This is a genomic window from Puniceibacterium antarcticum (assembly GCF_002760615.1).
Classification (GTDB): Bacteria; Pseudomonadota; Alphaproteobacteria; order Rhodobacterales; family Rhodobacteraceae; genus Puniceibacterium; species Puniceibacterium antarcticum.
On sequence record NZ_AWWI01000146.1, the window covers coordinates 1 to 21,727 of the forward strand.

Annotated in this window: 17 protein-coding genes; 11 read left to right on the plus strand and 6 right to left on the minus strand. The window is 62.8% G+C overall.

Annotated features, from left to right (window positions below; all coding sequences use genetic code 11):
* Positions 1–134 precede the first annotated feature (134 nt).
* Positions 135–1,607: an ABC transporter substrate-binding protein gene (locus tag P775_RS21395; protein ID WP_099912898.1), complete on the minus strand. Its 1,473-nt coding sequence runs from the start codon at positions 1,605–1,607 to the stop codon at positions 135–137.
* 159 nt (positions 1,608–1,766) lie between these two features.
* Between P775_RS21395 and panC the strand changes: the two genes are divergently transcribed.
* On the plus strand, positions 1,767–2,654 hold the full coding sequence (gene panC, locus P775_RS21400) for a pantoate--beta-alanine ligase (protein WP_245875800.1): 888 nt from the start codon (positions 1,767–1,769) through the stop codon (positions 2,652–2,654).
* A gap of 144 nt (positions 2,655–2,798) precedes the next feature.
* Here panC and P775_RS21405 read toward each other — a convergent pair whose 3' ends face one another.
* Complete coding sequence (locus tag P775_RS21405; protein ID WP_099912900.1) at positions 2,799–4,070, minus strand: acetylornithine deacetylase/succinyl-diaminopimelate desuccinylase family protein; 1,272 nt, start codon at positions 4,068–4,070, stop codon at positions 2,799–2,801.
* Positions 4,071–4,172: 102 nt separating this feature from the next.
* Positions 4,173–5,132 carry a DUF2125 domain-containing protein gene (locus P775_RS21410; RefSeq protein WP_099912901.1) on the minus strand — a complete coding sequence of 320 codons (960 nt, stop codon included), beginning with the start codon at positions 5,130–5,132 and terminating at the stop codon, positions 4,173–4,175.
* A 68-nt stretch (positions 5,133–5,200) separates the two neighbouring features.
* On the opposite strand from P775_RS21410, the gene P775_RS21415 reads away from it, so the two are divergent.
* The 3 genes from P775_RS21415 (at position 5,201) to P775_RS21425 (ending at position 8,891) form a co-directional block, all read left to right on the plus strand.
* Positions 5,201–5,731 (plus strand): gamma-glutamylcyclotransferase, encoded by a 531-nt coding sequence (locus P775_RS21415; RefSeq protein WP_099912902.1) that lies wholly within the window; start codon positions 5,201–5,203, stop codon positions 5,729–5,731.
* Between the two features lie 76 nt (positions 5,732–5,807).
* A complete protein-coding gene (locus tag P775_RS21420; protein WP_099912903.1) occupies positions 5,808–7,028 on the plus strand; it encodes a biopolymer transporter ExbB in 1,221 nt (406 codons plus the stop codon).
* A 3-nt stretch (positions 7,029–7,031) separates the two neighbouring features.
* Positions 7,032–8,891, plus strand: a complete 1,860-nt coding sequence (locus P775_RS21425) for a peptidoglycan -binding protein (protein WP_099912904.1) — start codon at positions 7,032–7,034, stop codon at positions 8,889–8,891.
* 353 nt (positions 8,892–9,244) lie between these two features.
* Here the strand turns inward: P775_RS21425 and clpA are convergent, their stop codons facing one another.
* A complete protein-coding gene (gene clpA / locus P775_RS21430; RefSeq protein ID WP_099912905.1) occupies positions 9,245–11,572 on the minus strand; it encodes an ATP-dependent Clp protease ATP-binding subunit ClpA in 2,328 nt (775 codons plus the stop codon).
* Between the two features lie 155 nt (positions 11,573–11,727).
* Positions 11,728–12,498: a hydroxyacylglutathione hydrolase gene (gloB, locus tag P775_RS21435; protein WP_099912906.1), complete on the minus strand. Its 771-nt coding sequence runs from the start codon at positions 12,496–12,498 to the stop codon at positions 11,728–11,730.
* 61 nt (positions 12,499–12,559) lie between these two features.
* Between gloB and P775_RS21440 the strand changes: the two genes are divergently transcribed.
* From P775_RS21440 to P775_RS21470, 7 genes are all read left to right on the plus strand, one after another.
* Positions 12,560–13,303, plus strand: coding sequence for a methyltransferase domain-containing protein (locus tag P775_RS21440; RefSeq protein ID WP_099912927.1), 744 nt, complete (start codon positions 12,560–12,562; stop codon positions 13,301–13,303).
* 503 nt (positions 13,304–13,806) lie between these two features.
* Entirely contained in the window at positions 13,807–14,373 is a 567-nt protein-coding gene (locus P775_RS21445) for a F0F1 ATP synthase subunit delta (RefSeq protein WP_099912907.1), read from the plus strand.
* Complete coding sequence (gene atpA, locus P775_RS21450) at positions 14,374–15,909, plus strand: F0F1 ATP synthase subunit alpha (protein ID WP_099912908.1); 1,536 nt, start codon at positions 14,374–14,376, stop codon at positions 15,907–15,909.
* Between the two features lie 15 nt (positions 15,910–15,924).
* Positions 15,925–16,800, plus strand: coding sequence for a F0F1 ATP synthase subunit gamma (locus P775_RS21455; protein WP_099912909.1), 876 nt, complete (start codon positions 15,925–15,927; stop codon positions 16,798–16,800).
* 16 nt (positions 16,801–16,816) lie between these two features.
* Positions 16,817–18,241, plus strand: coding sequence for a F0F1 ATP synthase subunit beta (gene atpD / locus P775_RS21460; protein WP_099912910.1), 1,425 nt, complete (start codon positions 16,817–16,819; stop codon positions 18,239–18,241).
* A gap of 58 nt (positions 18,242–18,299) precedes the next feature.
* Positions 18,300–18,734, plus strand: a complete 435-nt coding sequence (locus P775_RS21465) for a F0F1 ATP synthase subunit epsilon (RefSeq protein ID WP_099912911.1) — start codon at positions 18,300–18,302, stop codon at positions 18,732–18,734.
* Between the two features lie 233 nt (positions 18,735–18,967).
* Positions 18,968–20,617 (plus strand): mechanosensitive ion channel family protein, encoded by a 1,650-nt coding sequence (locus tag P775_RS21470; RefSeq protein WP_245875801.1) that lies wholly within the window; start codon positions 18,968–18,970, stop codon positions 20,615–20,617.
* 12 nt (positions 20,618–20,629) lie between these two features.
* Here P775_RS21470 and P775_RS21475 read toward each other — a convergent pair whose 3' ends face one another.
* Complete coding sequence (locus P775_RS21475; RefSeq protein ID WP_099912912.1) at positions 20,630–21,637, minus strand: ribose-phosphate pyrophosphokinase; 1,008 nt, start codon at positions 21,635–21,637, stop codon at positions 20,630–20,632.
* Between the last annotated feature and the right edge of the window lie 90 nt (positions 21,638–21,727).

Here is a 21,727-nt window from a genome sequence, read left to right on the forward strand (position 1 = left end):
GATAAGTGTGTCCGGGGAAAGGGGAGCTGCGGCCAGTTTCAGATTTATGCAACAGCGCCGGGTGGACCGCGAAATAGGATCGGCTTTGGCCCGGGGCAGACCCCGGACCGTTTCAGGCCCTGTCCGGTCTAGATCTATTCCGCCCAGCTGACGCCGGTCAGATCGGTTGCCTGTGTCGGCTGGTTCAGCCAAAGGCCGCGCAGCCGGGCATCAGCCACGGTCGGATAGGCGAGCTGGAACAGATAGGCGTTTACATAGTCATCCGCGATCCGTGTCTGCGCCTGCTTGAGCAGATCCGAGCGCGCCGCAGGGTCGGTTGTTGCGCTGAGCGTTTTCATCAGATCCTGAAATTCCGGGCTGTCATATTGAAAGTAGTAATCGGGCCGGGCGTAGATGTTGATATCCATCGGTTCGGTATGGCTGACAATGGTCAGGCCAAAGTCATGATTGCTGAACACTTCTTCGAGCCACTGCGCCCATTCGAGATTGGTGATTTCGGTTTCGATTCCGACCTGACGCAATTGCGCGGCGATGATTTCGCCGCCGCGCCGGGCATAAGACGGCGGCGGCAGTTTCAGCGTGGTGGTGAAACCATCGGGCAATCCGGCCTCTGCCAGCAGTTTCTTCGACAGGTCGGGATCATAGGCGGATTGCGCGGTCAGATCGACATAATCGGGATTGTGCGGCGCAAAATGCGTGCCGATGGGCGTGCCGAGGCCGAACATCGCGCCGTTGATGATATCGTCGCGGTTGATGGCATGGGCGACCGCCTCGCGCACCTTGGGATTGTCGAAGGGGGCGAGCTTGTTGTTCATGGCCAGAATGGTTTCGCCCTCGGTCGAGCCGATGAGAACCTGAAAGCGCGGGTCTGATGCGAACAGCGGCAGGTTTTCCGGGGCGGGAAAGCCGGCAAAGGCGTCGATATCCTGCGCCATCATCGCGGCAAAGGCGGCGGTGGGGTCCGAGATGAACTTGAACGTGGCCTCGCTGAGCGCGGGTTTTTCGCCCCAATAGCCGTCATAGCGGGTCAGGGTGATCTGGTCGCCCTGCCGCCAGTCGGCAAAGCGGAACGGGCCGGTGCCGACGGGGTTGGATTTGATGGTTTCGATGCTTTCGGGGGCGACGATGACCGCATCGCCCCAGGCGAGGTTGAAGAGCAGGGCGCCATCGGGCTGCGACAGGGTCACGGTGACGGTCTGCGGATCGGTCACGGTGACCTCGGCGATATCGGCAAACAGCGCCTTTTGCGCATTTACGCTGTCCTCGGCGCGGGCACGGTCGAGGGTGAATTTCACATCCTCGGCGTCCATGGTGGTGCCGTCATGAAAGGTCACGCCGGGGTGGAGGTGAAAGGTGTAGGTCAGTCCGTCGTCGCTGATTTCCCAGCGTTCAGCGAGGGCGGGGATGACGGTGCCGTTGGAGGCAAAGCGGGTCAGACCCTCGAACACATTGGCGTAAAGGACGGAATCGGTGGCGCCGGCGGCGGTGCTGGTGGGGTCGAGGTGCGGGGGTTCCAGCTGCAGCGCGATGGTGAGGTCGGTCTGCTGCGCCTGAGCGGTGGTGGCGAGGGCGAGGGCGGTTGTGGTGGCCAGTATCCAGCGTTTCATGGGCGTCAACTCCTGCAAGGGGCGCGGGGCGCGCCGGTTGGGGGGACTGTCGGATGAATTGGCGTGGCGATCAAGCGGGCAGTCGCGGGGACATGCTGGCGGGGAGGCATTGTTTTTGTTAGATCACAGAGGCATCCCGGCCCTGAGGAGAGTCCAAAGATGAGCAGCCCCACTATGACCCCCGCGCCCGTGTCCCGCGACGCTGCCGCGCCGATTGTGCGCGAGCTGTCCGCGCTGCGTGCGCAGCTTGCGGGCTGGAAACGGGCGGGGCAGACGGTCGGAGTGGTGCCCACCATGGGAGCCCTGCATGACGGGCATCTGTCGCTGGTGCGCGCCGCCAAGGCCGACTGCGACCGGGTGATTGTGACGATCTTTGTGAACCCCAAGCAGTTCAATTCCCCTGAGGATCTGGCGAACTACCCGAGGACCGAGGTCGAGGATGCCCGCAAGCTTGGGCCATTGGCGGTGGATGCGGTCTATGTGCCGGGTGGGGATCAGATCTATCCCGACGGCTTTTGCACCACCGTGTCGGTGGCGGGGATGACCGATGTGCTGTGTGGTGCGCACCGGCCCGGGCATTTCGACGGGGTGGCCACGGTGGTGACCAAACTGTTCACCCAGACACAGGCCGACCGCGCCTATTTCGGGCAAAAGGATTACCAGCAGCTGCAGGTGGTGACACGGCTTGCGCGGGACCTCGACCTTGGGGTCACGGTGGTGGGCTGCCCGACGATCCGCGAAGAGGACGGGCTGGCCATGTCGTCGCGCAACCTGTTGCTCTCCGACCGCGCCCGCGTCTGGGCACCCGAGCTGCACCGCGCCATGGAAGAGATGGCTGAGGGGCTGCTGGCGGGGGGTGATGCGGGCGTATTGCGCAGGGCTGCCGAGGCGCGGCTGCTGCGGACGGGGTTCACGGATATCGAATATTTCGATCTGCGTGCCTGCGCCGATCTGGCGCTGATGAGCCGCGCTGACCGGCCCGCGCGGCTGCTGGCCGCGGCCTGGCTGGCCGGGGTGCGGCTGATCGACAATATTGCCGTTGGGTAGAGTGTATTGTGAGGGCGCAGGGGGGGGCGCTGCCCCCGTCCTGCGGACTCCCCCGGGATATTTAGGGGCAGATGAAGCCGGGTGCCGGTCCGTGCTTCTTCTCTTTTCAAATACGCAAAATCTGCGCTCTCCACCCGCGCGGCGTCAGGGGAGGAGGAGGGATTCCAGCGTGCGGCCCATGACGCGGGCGGAGTCGAGCATATCTGTCACGCCGATCCATTCATCCGGCTTGTGCGCCAGTTCCAGCACGCCGGGGCCGTAGGCGATACAGTTCTTGAGTTTGCCGATGCGGTCGATGTGTTTCTGATCGTAAGAGCCGGGGGAGGCGACGTAGGTGGCCTCTTGTCCCAGTACGTCCTGAATTGCCTGAGATACGGTGGTCACGATGGGCGCCTCGCGGTCGGTCATCGAGGGCAGGACGCGGTTGAGTTCGGTGATCGTGTAGTCGAAATTCGCACGGCTGGATTTGAGGCCGTCGAGCAGGGCGATGACCTCAGCCGAAACTTCGGCAATCGGCTCTTCGATCAGGAAGCGGCGGTCGATGGTGATACGACAGCTGTCGGGCACGCAATGGGCGGGCAGGCTTGTGTCGCCGGGGAGGAATTCCGCCTGGCCGCCGTGGATGGCGTTGATGTTCATGGTCGAGCTGCGCGCGCCTTCGGGGACGACGGGCATGTCGGTGTGGCGCGCGGCCATGGCGGGGTAGAGCGTATCTTCGAACGCCTGCAGGACCGCGCCCATGTGGCGCACGGCGCAGTCGCCGAGGAAGGGCATGGAGCCATGGGCAATTTCGCCCTTTGTCTCGATCTCGGCCCACCAGCCGCCGCGATGGCCAAGGCAGATCCGGTCCTTTTGCAGTGGTTCGGGGATGATCACGTGCTGCACCCGGTCGGGGTTGAACCAGCCCTGTTCGGCCAAGTAGGCGACGCCACCGTAGCCGCCGGATTCTTCATCCGCCGTGCCGGAGATTTCGATGGCGCCGGCGAAATCGGGGTGCTGTTCGAGGAAGGCCTCGGCCGCGATGATCGAGGCGGCAAGCCCGCCCTTCATATCGCAGGCGCCGCGCCCATAGATCCTGTCCCCGTCGAGTTCACCGCCAAAGGGATCGCGGGTCCAGCCTTTGCCGACCTCGACCACATCGGTGTGCGAGTTGAAATGCACGCAGGGGCCGGGGCGGGTGCCTGTGGCGCGGGCGATGATGTTCCAGCGGGGGTATCTGTCGCTGTCGCCGGGGGTGCCTTTGGCGCGCACAAGGGTGCAGTCGAACCGGGGCGAGAGGCGTTTTCCGAGGAAATCGCAGATGGTTGCGTAGTGGTCGCCCGGCGGGTTCAGCGTGGGGATGCGGATCAGATCCTGCGTGAGGGCGATCAGATCATCACCTTTGTCGCTGATGCGGGTGCTGAGCGGGTCGGACATGGGGACACTCCTTTTGCGCGAGAGTGTTCCCGGTTCCGGGGCGGGGTGCAAGGTGGCGCCGGGCACCCGTCGGAAAAATATGTTTGTGTGCCTATGAACTGGTCAGGGCAGGCGCAGGGGGGGCAGCTGGCCCAGAGGGATCAGCCCGAGCGAGACGGTGCCCCTATAGACCTTGAGCGTGAGGTCCAGCGTGTCGGCAGAGCCATTCATATTGCCCGACAGGGTCAGGGCCTGTTCCAGCGGGTCGAACAGCGCCAGCGGCAGCGCGCCCTGATCGTGCAACAGGGCGAGCATGTCGCGACCCCGCGTTGCCTGCAGCGACAGGGTGCCGCTTGCGCGGCCCATATCATCCAGCGTGAGGTCGCCGGAGAGTTTCAGCGACTGATCCCCGCGGCGATATTCGGCCAGACGCAGGGCGATCTGTTGGGGTTGCGGGCGCGGGCCGTTCAGGGTGGTTGTGGTGAAGAGGCGGTCAAAGGTCACGGTAGCGTCAAAGACAACGCCGCCTGGGTCCTGTGCGGCCTGTTCATCGCTTTGGCGGCTGGCATCCTCGGCGTTCAGCGCGAGGCGGTAGCTGGGCCCGTCGATATGGGTGAGGGCGGCGGTGAGGCCGGTGAGCGCCAGAGTGTTTTCCGCTGTGGTGAAGGTCAGCGCCGCCGCTTCGAGGTTGCTGCGCAGGATTTCACCGCCATCGAGGATCAGGCTGGCGCGCAGGCCCTTGTCGGTGATTGTGGTAGTGGCGGCGGGTGTGGTGAGGGTCTGATCCTCTGGCCAGATCAGGATCAGGTGGCTGGGATTGTAGGACAGCCGGAAGACCTGCAGGAACGGCGCCTGCCAGGTGAGCGCGGCTTCGGGGGCGGTGAGGGTGATGTCGGTGAAGGTCTGATCCAGACGGTTGGGAAAGCCGAGGATCGAGACATCGTCATATTGCGCCGTCCAGCCGGCGCTGCGCAGGGCGGCAAACCAGCCGTCGGTCTGCTGGCGCAGGCTGTGCGCGGACCAGAACCAGTGGCCCGTCCAGGCGAGGCCTGCCAGAATCGTGACAAAGAGCAATCGTTTCATGGCGCCGGACCCCTTTTGAAAACTGTCTGAGTGGTGTTTATAGCCCCCGTCAGAGAAGGGCCAGAATGATGACGATGTGGGTGTTCGGATACGGATCTTTGTTGTGGAACCCGGGGTTTGAGGTGGCGGAACGCGCGGCGGCGCGCCTGCCGGGGTATGCGCGCAGTTTCTGCATGCGATCAATCCACCATCGCGGCACCGTGGCCGAGCCGGGTCTGGTGCTGGCGCTGGATGAGCAGGAGGGCGCTGCCTGTGACGGTCTGGCGCTGCGGGTGGCTGCGGGACACGAGGCGGCGACGCTCGCCTATCTGCGCGAGCGCGAGCTGGTGTCGTCGGCCTATCTGGAAAAGGTGCTGCAGGTGCGGCTGACGGATGGGCGCGATGTTGAGGCGGTCACCTATGTGATTGATGCCGTGCATGAGCAGTATTGCGGCGGTCTGCCGCTGGAGGAGCAGGCGCAGATCATTGCCCATGCGGTGGGCGGGCGGGGACCAAACACCGAATATCTGTTCAACACCGCCCGTCATCTGGCCGAATTGGGCATACCCGATGCAGAACTGCAATGGTTGAGCACGCGTGTGGAGTTCATAAACCGTTAACCTCTTGGCTTGTCCGGATGCAGGTCCTAGGGTCGCGCTTGAAAACCTTGGAATATCCAGCCTCAGGAGCGGTCCGATGGACAAGCCGGACCTTTCGGCCAACCCCCACTTTTCACAACCGGTGCGCCAGATCGTTCTGATGCTGGCCGCGCTGGGCCTGTCCGGTGTGGGTGGCGTCATGGCGCTGCCCCGGGTGTTGCCGATCTTTGAATCCAACCCCTATCTGAACGGGTTCATCTTTGTCGTTTTTCTGCTGGGGGTGATCGCCTGTTTCTGGCAGGTGGCGCAGCTGATGATTTCGGTGCGCTGGATCGAACGGTTCGCATCCCAGCGGGACATGGGCGCAAAGGCGCCGCAACTGCTGGCGCCGCTCGCGACGCTGCTGCGCTCGCGCGGCAAGCGGATGCAGATCAATACAACTTCGACGCGCTCGATCCTTGAATCCGTGGCACAGCGGATCGATGAAGAACGCGAGATCACGCGCTATGTCGTCAGCCTTCTGATCTTTCTGGGTCTGCTGGGCACGTTTTACGGTCTTGCCACCACCGTGCCGGCACTGGTCGACACGATCAAGTCGCTGGTCCCGCAGGCGGGGGAAACCGGCGTGGAGGTGTTTTCGCGGCTGATGGAAGGTTTGCAGAATCAGCTGGGCGGCATGGGCGTTGCCTTTGCCTCGTCCCTGCTGGGGCTGACAGGGTCGCTGATTGTCGGCTTGCTGGAGCTGTTCGCGGGGCATGGGCAGAACCGGTTCTACCGCGAGCTGGAGGAATGGCTGAGTTCGATCACCCGGCTGGGGTTTTCGGATGGCGAGGCCAGCGAAGAGGTGAGCGGGGCGGCGGTCGCGATGGATGCGATGGCCGAGCAGATGGAGACGCTGCAACTGCTGTTCGCGCGCGCCGAGGTGGGCCGGTCCGAAGTGGATGACCGTCTGGGGCAGCTTGCGGATGCGGTCGAGCGGATGACCGAGCGGCTGGAGGCGACGGCGCCGTCATCGAACGCGCTGGCGCGGATCGCGGACGGGCAGGAGCGGCTGATCGACGTGCTGTCGCGCAAGGAAAGCTCCGAAGGGCTGGACGCCGAAAGCCGGATGCGGTTGCGCTCGATCGATGTGCAGATGCTGCGCATCCTTGAAGAGATCAGCGCCGGACGGCAGGAAAGCATGGCCGAGCTGCGCACCGATATTTCCGCGCTGAGCCGGGTGCTGGCACAAATGGGGCGGCAGACCACCAGCGCCCCCGCCACGGCCAAGCCGGTCTTTCAGCGCCCCAAGGTGACCAAGCCCGAGCAGGAGAGCTGAGCCATGGCCCTGTCGCGACGCAGCAGCGCTTCTCGTTTTCAGGCGTCTATCTGGCCGGGATTCGTCGATGCGATGACCGGTCTGTTGCTGGTGCTGATGTTCGTGCTGACCATTTTCATGATGGTGCAGTTTGTGCTGCGCGAGACGATCACCGGGCAGGAGGGCGAGCTGTCCGATCTGTCGGGCGAATTGTCGGCGCTGGCGCAGGCGCTGGGGCTGGAAAAGCGGCAGAATGCGACGCTGAACGATCAGCTGGGCGAGGTCAGCGCCACGCTGGATGCGACCAGATCACGGCTGGCGGAACAGGACAGTCTGATCGCCACGCTGACCGCCACACGCGATCAGCAGGCCGAGGCGCTGGACAGCGCCGGTGCGCGGATCGTGTCGTTCGAGGAACAGGTGGCCGGGCTGCTGTCAGACCGGCGCGCGATCGAGGCGCAGGTGGCCGATCTGGAACAGGCGCGCAACGCGCTGGTGGATGAAAAAGAGGCGATGAACCTTGCGCTGGCCACGGCGCGCGACGAGGTGGATGCCCAGAGCGAAGCCGCCCGGCTGGCGGCGGCGCGGCGCGATGCGCTGGATGCGCTGGTTGCTGATCTGCGCACGCGCAATGCCGATGTGACCAGCAAGGTCGGCGCGCTGACCGACCGGGTGACAGAGCTGAGCACGGCCCTGTCCGACGAAGAGGCGCAGCGGCTGGCCGAGGCCGAGGCGGCGGCGCTGCTGCGCCAGCGGTTGCAGGAGTCAAATGCCGAGCTGACCTCGATGACTTTGGCGCTGGAAGAACAGCGGTCGCGGGCCGAAGAAACCCTGACCCTGCTGGCAGCCGCGCGCAAGGCTGAGGCGGATCTGGATTCACGACTGGCCGCTGCGCTGGTCGAGGGTGAGGATCGCGCGGCGCGGGTGAGCGCGCTGGAGGATCAGTTGGCCGGGGTTCAGGGCGAGGACCGGCAGGCGCTGGAACAGGATCTGGCGGCAGCGGTCGCGGCGAGGCAGTCGGTCGAAAGCGATGCGGCAGAGGTGCGCAAACGTCTGACAGCGGCGCTGGCCGCCAAGCGGGCCGCCGAGGCCGAGGCCGGGGAGGCGATGAGCCAGGCCGAAATCCGGGCGGCGCTGCTGTCCACGGCGCGCGATGCGCTGACCAGCGAACAGGCGCGGACGAGCGAAGCGCAGAAACAGACCGAACTGCTGAACCGGCAGGTGTCGGCGCTGCGCGATCAGCTGTCATCCTTGCAGGGGCTGCTGGATGAATCGCGCAACAGCGATGCGGCGGCACAGGTGCAGTTGCAGAACCTTGGGTCGGATCTGAACACGGCGCTGGCCCGGGTGGCATCAGAAGAACGCAGGCGGCGCCAGCTGGAAGAGGCCGAGCGCAAGCGGCTGGAGGCGCAGACGCAGGATCTGGAGCGCTATCGGTCGGAATTCTTTGGCCGGTTGCGCGATGTACTGGGCAATCAGCCGGGTGTGCGGATTGAAGGGGACAGGTTTGTCTTTTCCTCGGAAGTGCTGTTCCCGCTGGGATCGGCCACCCTGTCCGAAGCGGGCCGGGGCGAGGTTGCCAAGGTGGCGTCGATCCTGAAATCGGTGGCGGATGCGATCCCCGCAGGAATCGACTGGGTGATCCGGGTCGATGGTCACACAGATGACGTGCCGCTGTCGGGCCTTGGCGAATTCGCCGACAATTGGGAGCTGAGCCAGGCGCGGGCGCTGTCTGTGGTGCGTTACATGATTGACGCGCTGGACATTCCGCCGAACCGGCTGGCCGCGAACGGGTTCGGGCAGTACCAGCCGGTGAACCCGGCAGACACCCCCGAAGCACGGGCGCAGAACCGGCGGATCGAGTTGAAATTCACCGAGAAGTAACGCGCTGCTTCGGACGTTGCGTTGCTTGCGCGGTCGGAATTTTGCGTATTTGGAAAGAGAAGAAGCGGGGGGAGGCCCGTTGACGCGGAGGGCCGTGTGTCGCCGCGTTTCGGTGGTGGACACCGGCATCGTTGCTTTCGGGTCATTCCGTGGCGGTGGCGGCGGCGCATGGTCTGGAAATCTGCGCGCTGTGCCTGCCGGTCGGTTCTGGCTGATGCAGTTGACAGTTGTTTGCTCTTGGGACGACAGAATTCTTGAAAAATCTGCGCGGGGCAGTCGGGGGGCGGAAACGAAACCTCCGCCGCGGTGGGCGCGGCGGAGGGTGTCAGGTCAGAAGGTGTGCCCGGCCAGCGTTATTCGGCCGTGAGCAGCGGTGGCTTGTTGCCTGAAAGGCGCGGGCTTTGCGGGCCTTCGAAATCAAGGGCCAGAGTGCCGTCGCGCACCACAACCTTGACCAATCCGCCTTTCATCAGCTTGCCGAACAGAAGTTCCTCAGCCAGCGGTTTCTTGATGTATTCCTGGATCACGCGGCCCAGAGGACGTGCACCCATCTTGTCGTCGTACCCCTTGTCCGCGAGCCATGCGGCGGCACCTTCGGTCAGTTCTATGGTCACGTTGCGATCCATCAGCTGTGCCTCGAGTTGAAGCACAAACTTTTCAACCACGCGCAGGATGGTGGATTTGGGCAGCGGTCTGAAGCTGATCACCGCATCCAGACGGTTGCGGAATTCCGGCGTAAAGGTCCGTTCGATGGCGGCGGTGTCTTCGCCTTCGCGGCGGTCACGGCCAAAGCCGATGGCCGATTGCGACTGCTCGATGGCGCCGGCATTTGAGGTCATGATCAGGATCACGTTGCGGAAGTCCACCGTCCGACCGTTGTGGTCGGTCAGTGAGCCGTGGTCCATGACCTGCAGCAGGATGTTGTAAACATCCGGATGCGCCTTTTCCATCTCGTCCAGCAGCAGCACGCAATGGGGGTGCTGGTCGACGCCGTCGGTCAGCTGGCCACCCTGATCAAAGCCGACATAGCCCGGAGGCGCGCCGATGAGACGGGAAACCGCGTGTTTCTCCATATACTCCGACATGTCAAAGCGCAGCAGTTCCACGCCGAGGCTGTCGGCGAGCTGTTTGGCGACTTCGGTCTTGCCAACACCGGTCGGTCCGGCAAAGAGGTAGTTGCCGATGGGCTTTTCCGGTTCGCGCAGGCCGGCACGGGCCAGCTTGATCGCTGAGGACAGGGCGACGATGGCATCGTCCTGACCGAACACCACCCGCTTGAGCGAGGATTCGAGGTCGCGCAGGACTTCGGCGTCGTTCTTGGAGACGTTTTTCGGCGGGATGCGGGCAATCTTGGCCACAACATCCTCGATCTCCTTGGTGCCGATGGTCTTGCGGCGTTTGGAATCGGGCAGCAGGTGTTGCGCGGCCCCCGCCTCGTCGATCACGTCGATCGCCTTGTCCGGGAGCTTGCGGTCGTTGATGTAGCGGGCCGAGAGTTCGACCGCCGTGCGGACGGCATCGGCGGTGTATTTCACACCGTGATGTTCCTCGAAATACGGCTTGAGGCCTTTGATGATCTTGATCGTGTCGGGAACGGAGGGTTCGTTCACGTCGATCTTCTGGAACCGACGGGCCAAGGCGCGGTCCTTTTCGAAGTGCTGGCGGAACTCTTTGTAGGTGGTTGAGCCCATGGTGCGCAGCTTGCCGCCCTGAAGTGCGGGCTTGAGCAGGTTGGAGGCGTCCATGGCACCGCCGGATGTGGCTCCGGCACCGATGACGGTGTGGATCTCGTCGATGAACAGCACGCCGTCGGGATGATTCTCAAGCTCGGTCACGACAGCCTTGAGCCGTTCTTCGAAATCGCCACGATAACGGGTGCCCGCCAGCAGCGCGCCCATGTCGAGCGAGAAGATCGTGGTCTTGGACAGCACTTCGGGGATGTTGCCCGACACGATCATGCGTGCGAGGCCTTCGGCAATGGCGGTCTTGCCCACGCCGGGGTCACCCACCAGCAGCGGGTTGTTCTTGCGGCGGCGGCACAGGACCTGAATGCAACGCTCGACCTCGGAGGCGCGTCCGATCAGCGGGTCGATGTCGCCGTGGCGGGATTTCTCGTTCAGGTTCACGCAGTATTTCGACAGCGCGGATTCCTTGTGATCGCCCGGGGGCGTTTCAGCCGATGACGTCTCTTCGTGGTCTTCGGAGGCGCCGGTGACAGGGCGGCTTTCGCCATAGGCGGGGTTCTTGGCAACGCCATGGGCGATGAAGTTCACCGCGTCGTAGCGGGTCATGTCCTGTTCCTGCAGGAAGTAGGCGGCGTTCGATTCGCGTTCGGCGAAGATTGCGACAAGGACGTTGGCGCCGGTCACTTCGGTGCGGCCCGACGACTGGACATGGATCGCCGCGCGCTGGATCACGCGCTGGAAGGCGGCCGTTGGCACCGCTTCGGAACCTTCGATTTCGGTGACGAGGTTGGCCAGATCATCGTCGATGAATTCCACCAGCGTGGTGCGCAGTTCTTCTGTATCGACGTTGCAGGCCTTCATCACGCGGGTGGCGTCCGGTTCATCAACCAGCGCCAACAGCAGATGCTCCAGCGTGGCGAATTCGTGCGAACGCGAGTTGGCAAGCGCCAGCGCTGCGTGAATAGACTGCTCTAATGTGTTCGAGAATGAAGGCACGTGGGTGCTCCTTCTTATCTGTGTCGGGCCGGTGCGCCGGTCCAGACTGGCCTCTTACGGTTAAAGAATGGTCGATTGTTGTCCCGCTTCAAGGATTTTCTTTGAAACCGCCCCTCACAAATTCGGGTGGTGCCGAATGGTGACGTGCATTTGCGCTAAAACCGATCCTTGCGTTGGCGGATTTCGGCAAAAACTTCTGCATCTGAGGCGTCTTGCAGGCCGAGCGCAGCTTTGACCGAGGCTTGCGAGGCACGCAGGAAGGGGTTTGTGGCCAGTTCGTCCGACAAAAGCGAGGGGACCGTCGGGATCCCTTTGGTGCGGGCTGTGGCGATTGCGTCTGCTCGTGATTTAAGCGCTTCGTTGCCGGGTTCAATGGTCAGGGCAAATTTCGCATTGGCGGCCGTGTATTCGTGACCCGAACAGACCAGTGTTTCGGGCGGCAGGGCGGCGAGTTTGGAAAGGCTGTGCCACATCTGGTCGAACGTGCCTTCAAAGACGCGGCCACAGCCAAGGGCCATCAGGCTGTCGGCGGTAAAGACATAGGCCGAGCCGGGCAGGTGAAAGGCGATATGGCCGACGGTGTGGCCCGAGACATCGAAGATCTGCACCACTTCGCCGCCAAAGGAAAATTCGTCACCTTCGGCAAGCTGCTGGTCGAGAGGGGGCAGGCGGTGCGCATCAGCGGCGGCGCCATAGACGCGGGCACCTGGATAGAGCGCGTTGAGCTGGGGCACGCCTTCGACATGGTCGGGATGATGGTGTGTGAGCCATATATCGGTGAGCGTCCAGCCCCGGCTGGCAAGCGCCTGCCGGATCGGGGCGGCGTCGGGGACGTCGATCACCGCCGTGGCGCCCGAGGCGCTGTCATGCAGGATGAAGGCGTAGTTGTCGCTGCGGGCGGGGATGGTCAGGAGTTCAAGGGGCATGGTCATTCCGCTTTGGCTGGGTAAGGTGGGTGCAGCTTGGCCGATCAGGGAGGAGGCTGCAATGCACCTCGATGTTACAGATCTGCGCACCTTCTATTATCGCAGCGCGTTGGGGCGGGCTGCGCAGAAGGTTGTGCGCGATCAGGTTCATCAACTTTGGCCCGAAGCGAAGGGCATGACCGTGGCCGGTTATGGCTTTGCCGTGCCGCTGCTGCGCCCCTATCTGGCTGATGCGCGGCGGGTGATCGGGCTGATGCCGGGGCCCCAGGGGGTGATGCACTGGCCGGTGGGCCTGCCCAATGTATCGGTGCTGTGTGACGAAACCCTGTGGCCGGTCGAGACCGGGCATGTGGACCGGCTGGTGCTGATGCACGGGCTTGAGACATCGGAAAACCCATCTGCCCTGCTGGATGAATGTTACCGGGTGCTGGGACCGGGTGGGCGGGCGCTGTTCATCGTGCCGAACCGGTCGGGGCTGTGGGCGCGCAGCGATCAGACGCCCTTTGGCTATGGTCGGCCCTATTCGCTGAGCCAGCTTGAGGCGCAGCTGAAGCGCCACAGTTTCGTGCCGGAGCGCAATGTCTCGGCCTTGTATCAGCCGCCGTCGTCGCGGCGGTTCTGGATGAAGACCGGCGCGATGTGGGAAAGCACGGGGCGCGCGGCGGCGGCGGTCATGGCAGGGGGCGTGCTGATGGTCGAGGTGGCCAAACGCACCCCGGCGCGCAGCGGCGGTTCGTCCGTCAAAGAAGTGGTGCGCAAACCGCTGGGCGCGCTGTCCCCGTCCCCGAGGGCCAAGCCGATCTGAGCCCGGCCAAAGCGCCCGCGCACGAATCGAACCCGCGCGGATGCGACTGGATTTGGTGTGTCCACTGTGTGCTTTGGGGCGGCACTGCTCTTAACAGCGCCGGTGTGGTTGCACGATAGCGCGGATTTGTGGCGCTGTGCGGGAATTTCAGGCGGATCAAATGCCGCACCCCCTACAGACCAATGTCTGTAGGGGGTCACTGAACATGCGCATTTTCTGACGTTGGGACAAAAATATGTTAAGAAATCGCTATTGTTCACGAAAAAGGGCGGTTTTGGTGATCTCCTGTGATAGTCACAAGGTCGCAGTTAGCGCAAAACTGTGCGCGAGAGGTGTTTCAGGGGGTTTTATGCGATCCGCAGAAGCGTCATAGCGTGTTGCGGGGTGGGGGTACGTCTGCTACATCCGCGCTGATTTTGATGCCTTGGAATTGATCCAGGGTGGTAACTAACGCCTCCGGACCCCAAAGCGATGCGGGGCCACGGGGGCATAATATCGGAAGGGTGGACGTGTCAGACTCAGCTTCGATTTCCTCCGGCATTGCCTCACGCTATGCCAAAGCGGTTTTTGAAATCGCTCAAGAGAACAATCAGCTCGACCAACTGGAATCCAATCTGGGCGATCTTTCCTCCGCCCTGAGCGAAAGCGCGGATCTGCGCGACCTGATCCATTCGCCGGTTTACAGCCGCGATACCCAGGGGCGCGCGATTGCCGCCGTCGCGCAAAAGATGGACCTTATTTCGGCCGTGCAGAACGTGCTGTCGCTGATGGCCTCCAAGCGCCGCCTGTTTGTGGTGCCCGCCATGATCACCCACCTGCGTGCAATGATTGCAGAGCATAAGGGTGAGGTCACCGCCGAGGTGACATCCGCGATCAAGCTGTCGGATGCACAGGCCAAAAAACTTTCCGAGACGCTGAAGGGTCAGATTGGCCGTGAAGTTCTCATTCATGCGACCGTCGATGAAAGTCTCATCGGTGGTCTTGTCGTCAAGGTGGGCTCGAAGATGATCGACACGTCGATCCGCTCCAAGCTCAATTCCCTCCAGAATGTAATGAAAGAGGTCGGATAAATGGGTATCCAAGCAGCCGAAATTTCTGCGATCCTGAAGGAGCAGATCAAGAACTTTGGCCAGGACGCCGAAGTTGCCGAGGTCGGCCGTGTGCTGTCCGTCGGTGACGGGATTGCGCGCGTCTACGGTCTGGACAACTGCCAGGCTGGCGAAATGGTCGAATTCCCCGGTGGTATCCAGGGTATGGCGCTGAACCTCGAAACCGACAACGTCGGCGTCGTGATCTTCGGCACCGACCGGGACATCAAGGAAGGCGATCTGGTCAAGCGCACAAAGTCCATCGTGGACGTGCCGATCGGTGATGCGCTTCTGGGCCGCGTCGTGGACGGTCTGGGCAACCCGCTGGATGGCAAGGGCCCGATCAACACGACCGAACGTGGTCTGGCCGACGTCAAGGCACCGGGCATCATCCCGCGTCAGTCCGTGCACGAGCCGATGGCAACGGGCCTGAAATCCGTTGACGCGATGATCCCCGTTGGCCGTGGCCAGCGCGAGCTGATCATTGGTGACCGTCAGACAGGCAAGACGGCTATCGCCCTTGATACCATTCTGAACCAGAAGTCGTACAACGACGCCGCCACCAGTGAAGGCGACAAGCTGTACTGCGTCTATGTTGCCATCGGTCAGAAGCGTTCGACCGTTGCACAGCTGGTGAAGAAGCTGGAAGAAACTGGCGCGATCGAATATTCGATCGTTGTGGCTGCAACCGCATCCGACCCCGCGCCGATGCAGTATCTGGCCCCCTATACCGCGACCGCCATCGCAGAGCATTTCCGCGACAATGGCCGTCACGCGCTGATCGTCTATGATGATCTGTCCAAACAGGCCGTGGCCTATCGTCAGATGTCGCTGCTGCTGCGTCGCCCGCCCGGCCGCGAAGCCTATCCCGGCGACGTGTTCTATCTTCACTCGCGCCTGCTGGAGCGTTCGGCCAAGCTGAATGCCGATCACGGTTCGGGGTCACTGACGGCGCTGCCGATCATCGAAACCCAAGGTGGCGACGTTTCCGCGTTCATTCCGACGAACGTGATCTCGATCACCGACGGCCAGATCTTCCTTGAGACCGAACTGTTCTATCAGGGCATCCGCCCCGCTGTGAACACCGGTCTGTCGGTGTCGCGCGTCGGTTCGTCGGCTCAGACCAACTCGATGAAGTCGGTTGCCGGCCCGGTGAAACTGGAGCTTGCGCAGTACCGCGAAATGGCGGCCTTTGCGCAGTTCGGCTCTGATCTTGATGCCGCGACGCAGAAGCTGCTGAACCGTGGCGCACGTCTGACCGAGCTGATGAAACAGCCGCAGTATGCGCCGCTGACCAATGCCGAGATCGTCTGTGTCATCATGGCGGGTACCAAAGGCTATCTGGACAAAATCGCCGTCGGTGACGTTGGTCGTTTTGAGCAGGGTCTGCTGACCCACCTGCGTGGCAAGCGTAAGGATGTGCTGGATTTCATCACCAAGGAGGACCCGAAGATCAAAGGGGACGCCGAGGACAAGATCCGCGCTGCGCTCGACGAATTCGCCGCCGACTTCGCATAAAAGGGAGATAAGGCAATGCCGAATCTCAAGGACCTGAAAAACCGGATCGCGTCGGTCAAATCGACCCGCAAGATCACAAAGGCCATGCAGATGGTGGCCGCCGCAAAACTGCGGCGGGCACAGGATGCCGCCGAGATGGCCCGTCCCTATACCGAGCGTTTCAGCGCGGTGATGGGGGCGCTGGCCGCCTCTGTGGGCGACAGTGCAACAGCGCCCCGGCTTCTGGCCGGGACGGGTGAAGACAAGGTGCATCTGCTGGTTGTCATGACCTCGGAGCGCGGGCTTTGCGGTGGCTTCAACGCCAACATCGCAAAGAAAGCGCGCCAGCATGTTCAAAAGCTGCGCTCTGAAGGCAAGACGGTCAAGATCTTGACCGTCGGCAAGAAGGGCCGCGACAGCATGCGTCGCGACTATAGCGATCTGTTCATTGATCACGTCGACATGAGCGGCGTGAAGCGCCTGTCTTATGCCGATGCTCAGGGGGTTGCGCGCAACATTCTGAACCGGTTCGACGCGGGTGAATTCGACGTCTGCACGATCTTCTATTCGGAGTTCGAGAACGTCGTGACCCAGATCCCGACCGCACAGCAGATCATTCCGGCGTCTTTCGAGGCCCCGGAAGCGGATTCAGCGCAAATGCTCTATGACTATGAGCCGAGCGAGGAAGAGATCCTGGCTGACCTGCTGCCGCGTGGTGTCGCGGTACAGATCTTTGCGGCGCTTCTGGAAAACGCGGCGAGCGAACAGGGCGCGCGGATGTCCGCAATGGACAACGCAACCCGCAACGCTGGCGAGATGATTGACGACCTCACGATCGAGTATAACCGTTCGCGTCAGGCCGTCATCACCAATGAACTGATCGAAATTATCTCGGGCGCGGAAGCGCTCTAAGAACCGGAGACGAAACATGGCAAACGCAAAAGGCAAAGTGACTCAGGTCATTGGTGCCGTGGTTGACGTGCAGTTCGAGGATCACCTCCCGGCGATTCTGAACGCACTGACCACTGACAACAACGGCAAGAAACTGGTTCTGGAGGTTGCACAGCACCTCGGGGAAAACACCATTCGCGCCATCGCAATGGATGCGACCGAGGGTCTTGTGCGCGGTCAGGAAGTGACCGACACCGACGCGCCGATCATGGTTCCGGTGGGCAATGCCACCCTGGGCCGCATCCTGAACGTTGTGGGCGAGCCCATCGACGAAAAGGGTCCGATCAACGCGGATGAATACCGCCCGATCCACGCCGAAGCGCCCGGTTTTGCCGAGCAGTCGACGGAATCGGAAATCCTTGTGACCGGGATCAAGGTCATCGACCTGCTGGCGCCCTATTCCAAGGGCGGCAAGATCGGCCTGTTCGGCGGTGCCGGTGTGGGCAAGACCGTTCTGATCATGGAACTGATCAACAACATCGCCAAGGTGCACTCGGGGTATTCCGTGTTCGCCGGTGTGGGTGAGCGGACCCGTGAAGGGAACGATCTGTACCACGAGATGATCGAATCCAACGTCATCAAGCCCGACAATCTGGGCGAGTCGCAAGTGGCGCTGGTTTACGGTCAGATGAACGAGCCTCCGGGGGCGCGTGCGCGTGTCGCCCTGACCGGTCTGACGCTGGCCGAGCAGTTCCGCGACCAGTCGGGCACAGACGTTCTGTTCTTTGTCGACAACATCTTCCGCTTTACCCAAGCGGGTTCGGAAGTGTCGGCTTTGCTGGGTCGTATCCCGTCTGCGGTGGGCTATCAGCCGACGCTGGCGACCGACATGGGCCAGATGCAGGAACGCATCACCTCGACCAAGAAGGGTTCGATCACCTCGATCCAGGCCGTTTACGTGCCTGCGGATGACTTGACCGACCCCGCGCCTGCAACCACCTTTGCGCACCTTGACGCAACAACGGTTCTGAACCGTGCGATTTCCGAACTGGGTATCTACCCGGCCGTGGACCCGCTCGATTCGAACTCGCGTCTGATGGATCCGCAGATCGTGGGCGAAGAGCACTATCAGGTGGCACGTGACGTTCAGGGTATCCTGCAGCGCTACAAGTCGCTTCAGGACATCATCGCCATCCTCGGGATGGACGAATTGTCCGAAGAGGACAAGCTGACGGTTTCGCGCGCGCGCAAGATCCAGCGTTTCCTGTCGCAGCCGTTTGACGTGGCCAAGGTGTTCACCGGTTCCGACGGCATTCAGGTGCCGCTGGAAGATACGATCGCGTCGTTCAAGGCGGTTGTGGCGGGCGAATATGACCACCTGCCCGAAGGTGCCTTCTATATGGTTGGCGGCATTGAGGACGTGAAAGCCAAGGCCGAGCGCCTTGCGGCTGACGCGGCCTAAGCAGCGGACCCGTTCCGGGGGGCCTTGGGGCCCTCCGGACCCCTAACAGGAGGCCCAAATGGCTGAGACTATGCAATTCGATCTGGTCAGCCCCGAGCGGAGCCTGATGTCGGCACAGGTAGTGTCGGTGCTTATCCCCGGTGCCGAAGGCGATCTGACGGCGATGCCGAACCACGCGCCGATGATCACCACGCTGCGCCCCGGGATCCTTCGGGTCGTGACCGATGCAGGCCATGACGAATTCGTCGTGACCGGCGGCTTTGCCGAGATCGGCGACGGCGTGTCGGTTCTGGCCGAGCGCGCGCTGCACCGCGACGACATGGATCAGGCGACCTTTGATGCGCTGATCGCCGAGGCCCACGAGGCCTATGGCAAGGCGAAAGAGGCCGCCCAGAACGAGCCAGGTCCGGTGGACGAGGCGGCGAAGCTGCTGGCGGACATGGTGGCAATCGGTACCCATATCGGGCTGTCGACCGACAAGAACGTCCTCTGATACGATCCGTTTTGATTCGGTTCTGAACCCCGTGAAACCCGATGGTTTCGCGGGGTTTTTTCATGCGCGCCTTTGCTTGTACCGGGTCGGGGGCCGCCGTTGGCGGGCGTCTCTGAAGGGAGTAGACGGCGGGCAGGTGCGCTGTCAGCGCCGTGCCACGGTGCGGCGCGTGCGTGGGGCGGGCCGGAACCAAAGCGGGGTGGGGGTGTTGATCCTTGATGAACATGTGCCGCATGCCTGTCTCTGCCGCCCTTTTTGTGCTTGCCCTGCTCTTTGGCGGGGCAAGTGGCGTGGCGGCGCAGGACGCAGGCAGTCCGGCATGGTTCGAGGTCGAGACGCTGAACGAGGGGCTGGGGCCGACCCCGGCATCAATCGACCGCACGACGCCCCGGTCCAGTGTGGAAAGCTTTCTGATTGAGGCACGTGACGAGAACTGGCTGGCGGCGGCGCAGATGCTGGACCTGTCGGACATTCCGGTGGCGGAGCAACGCGAGGAGGGGCAGCGCCGGGCGCAGGATTTCCTGATCCTGCTGGAGCGCAAGATCATCATCGACTGGTACGCGCTGCGCGACCGCCCCGACGGGCTGGATGAACGCGGAGGCGACGGCGCGATGATCGGCAAGCCGCGTCGGTCTATCCTGCTGTGGTATGTGGATCTTGAGGACAGGCCGCTTCCGATCCGGATCAACAGGGTCAAGTCGGTGGATGGGGAGCCGGTCTGGGTGGTGGCGCGTCAGACGGTGGACAATCTGCCAGAGCTTGGCGCGGCCTACGGGCCGTCTGAGCTGGAGCTGATGCTGCCCGAAACCTGGCGCGCCCCGGCCTTTTTTGGGCTGCGCTGGTGGGAAGCGGTTGCGGTGCCAATGGTGGTGATGATCACGCTGCTTGCGGGGCGGATCCTGCACGGTGCGATTTCCGCTTTGTCGCGCCGCAGCACCCGGCTGACCACAGAGGCGCTGTTGGTGGCGACGCGCGGGCCGGTGGTTCTGGTGGGGATGACCTTTGCGCTGGCCATGCTGTCGCAGCGGATGTTCACCTTTTCCGGGCGCATCGATTCGGTGCTGTCGCCGCTGATCGTGATCGGGGCCGTTGTGTCGGTGCTGTGGTTCGTCGTCAACATCGCGGATGCCATCGTGTCGCGGCTGGTGAACTTTGACGGTGCCGAGCTGAGCGAGATTGGCGAAGGGCAGGAGCTGCGCCGGGACATGGCGACGCGGGTGTCGGCGATCCGGCGGGGCATGATCGTCGTGATCGCCATGGTGGGCTCGGGGATCGTGCTGAACGAGGCGAGCGTGATGCAGTCGCTGGGGATCTCGTTGCTGGCCTCGGCGGGGACGCTGACGTTGGTTGCGGCCTATGCGGCGCGCGACATCCTGTCCAACATCATGGCGTCGCTACAGATTTCCATCAACCAGTCGGCCCGGATCGGTGACAAGATCGAGTTTCGTGGCAACCTGTGTTCGGTCGAGCGGATCAATTTCACCTATGTCCAGCTGCGCATCTGGACCGGCAAGCGTCTGGTGGTGCCGGTTGTGGATTTTGTGTCCGAACCGTTCGAGAACTGGACGATGCAGGAACCCTTTATGCTGGGCGAGGTGACGCTGCGCCTGCGTCATGATGCGGATATCGAGCCGCTGCGCGCAAGATATCACGAGATTCTGGACGGGATGGAGGATACCGACGAGCCGGACAGCCGGGGCTGCTATGTCACCGACCACGATGTGTTCGGCCAGCATGTGCTGTTCCTCGTGCCCTGTCCTAACCCCAACACCGCCTGGGCGCTGACCTGCGAGGTGCGCGAAAAGCTGTTGGTGGCGGCGCGCAGGATCGATGCCAAGGGCAAGGGGCTGTTTCCCAAGGTCGAGGCGGCCGAGGCCGCCTGACGCTGGGTCAGATCAGAGGATACCTTCGTAGATCGGACCGAGGGTTTCGGTTTCGAACAGGGAAGAGACCGAGGTGCCGTTCCAGATGTTGAGGATGGCTTGGGCAAACATCGGCGCGGTGGGCAGGATGCGGATGTTGGGCGCCTTGCGCACGGCTTCGGGTGCATTGATGGAATCGGTGATGACCAGCGATTTCATTACCGAATTTGTGATGCGTTCAACGGCCGGGCCGGACAGCACGCCGTGGGTGATATAGGAATGCACCTCTGAGGCGCCGTTCTGCATCAGCACCTCTGCCGCCTTGCATAGCGTGCCGGCGGTGTCGCAGATGTCATCGACGATGATGCAGCGCTTGCCGCTCACGTCACCGATCACCGTCATCTCTGCGATCTCGCCCGGTTTTTCGCGGCGTTTGTCGACGATGGCGAGCGGGGCGTTGATCCGCTTGGCCAGTTCGCGGGCGCGCGCCACGCCGCCCACATCCGGCGAGACGACCATGACATCGCCAGTGTCCTTGAACTGGTTCAGGATATCCAGCGCAAAGACCGGCGAGGCATAGAGGTTGTCCACCGGGATGTCGAAGAAGCCCTGAATCTGGGTGGCATGCAGATCAAGGGTCAGCACGCGTTCGATGCCGGCCTCTGCGATCATGTTGGCGACCAGCTTGGCGGTGATGGGGGTGCGCGCCTTGGTGCGGCGGTCCTGACGGGCATAGCCGAAATAGGGGATCACGGCGGTGATACGCGAGGCCGAGGAGCGGCGCAGCGCATCGGTCATAATCAGCAGTTCCATCAGGTTGTCATTGGCGGGGTTCGACGTCGGCTGGATGATGAACATATCCTCGCCCCGGACGTTTTCGTAGACCTCGACAAAGATTTCCTGATCGTTGAACCGTTCGATGCGGGCGTCGACCAGCCCGACGGTCATACCGCGATACAAGGACATGCGGCGGGCGATGGCAGTGGCGAGCGGCAGGTTCGCGTTGCCGGAAATCAGTTTGGGTTCAACGAGTGTGGCCATGGGGAGGGCAGCTCCGGCTTTGGGTCTGGGGATTGGATTCGCAACATTGCGCTCGCCTTAGCATGCACGTAGGTTCCGGCAAAGCCGATG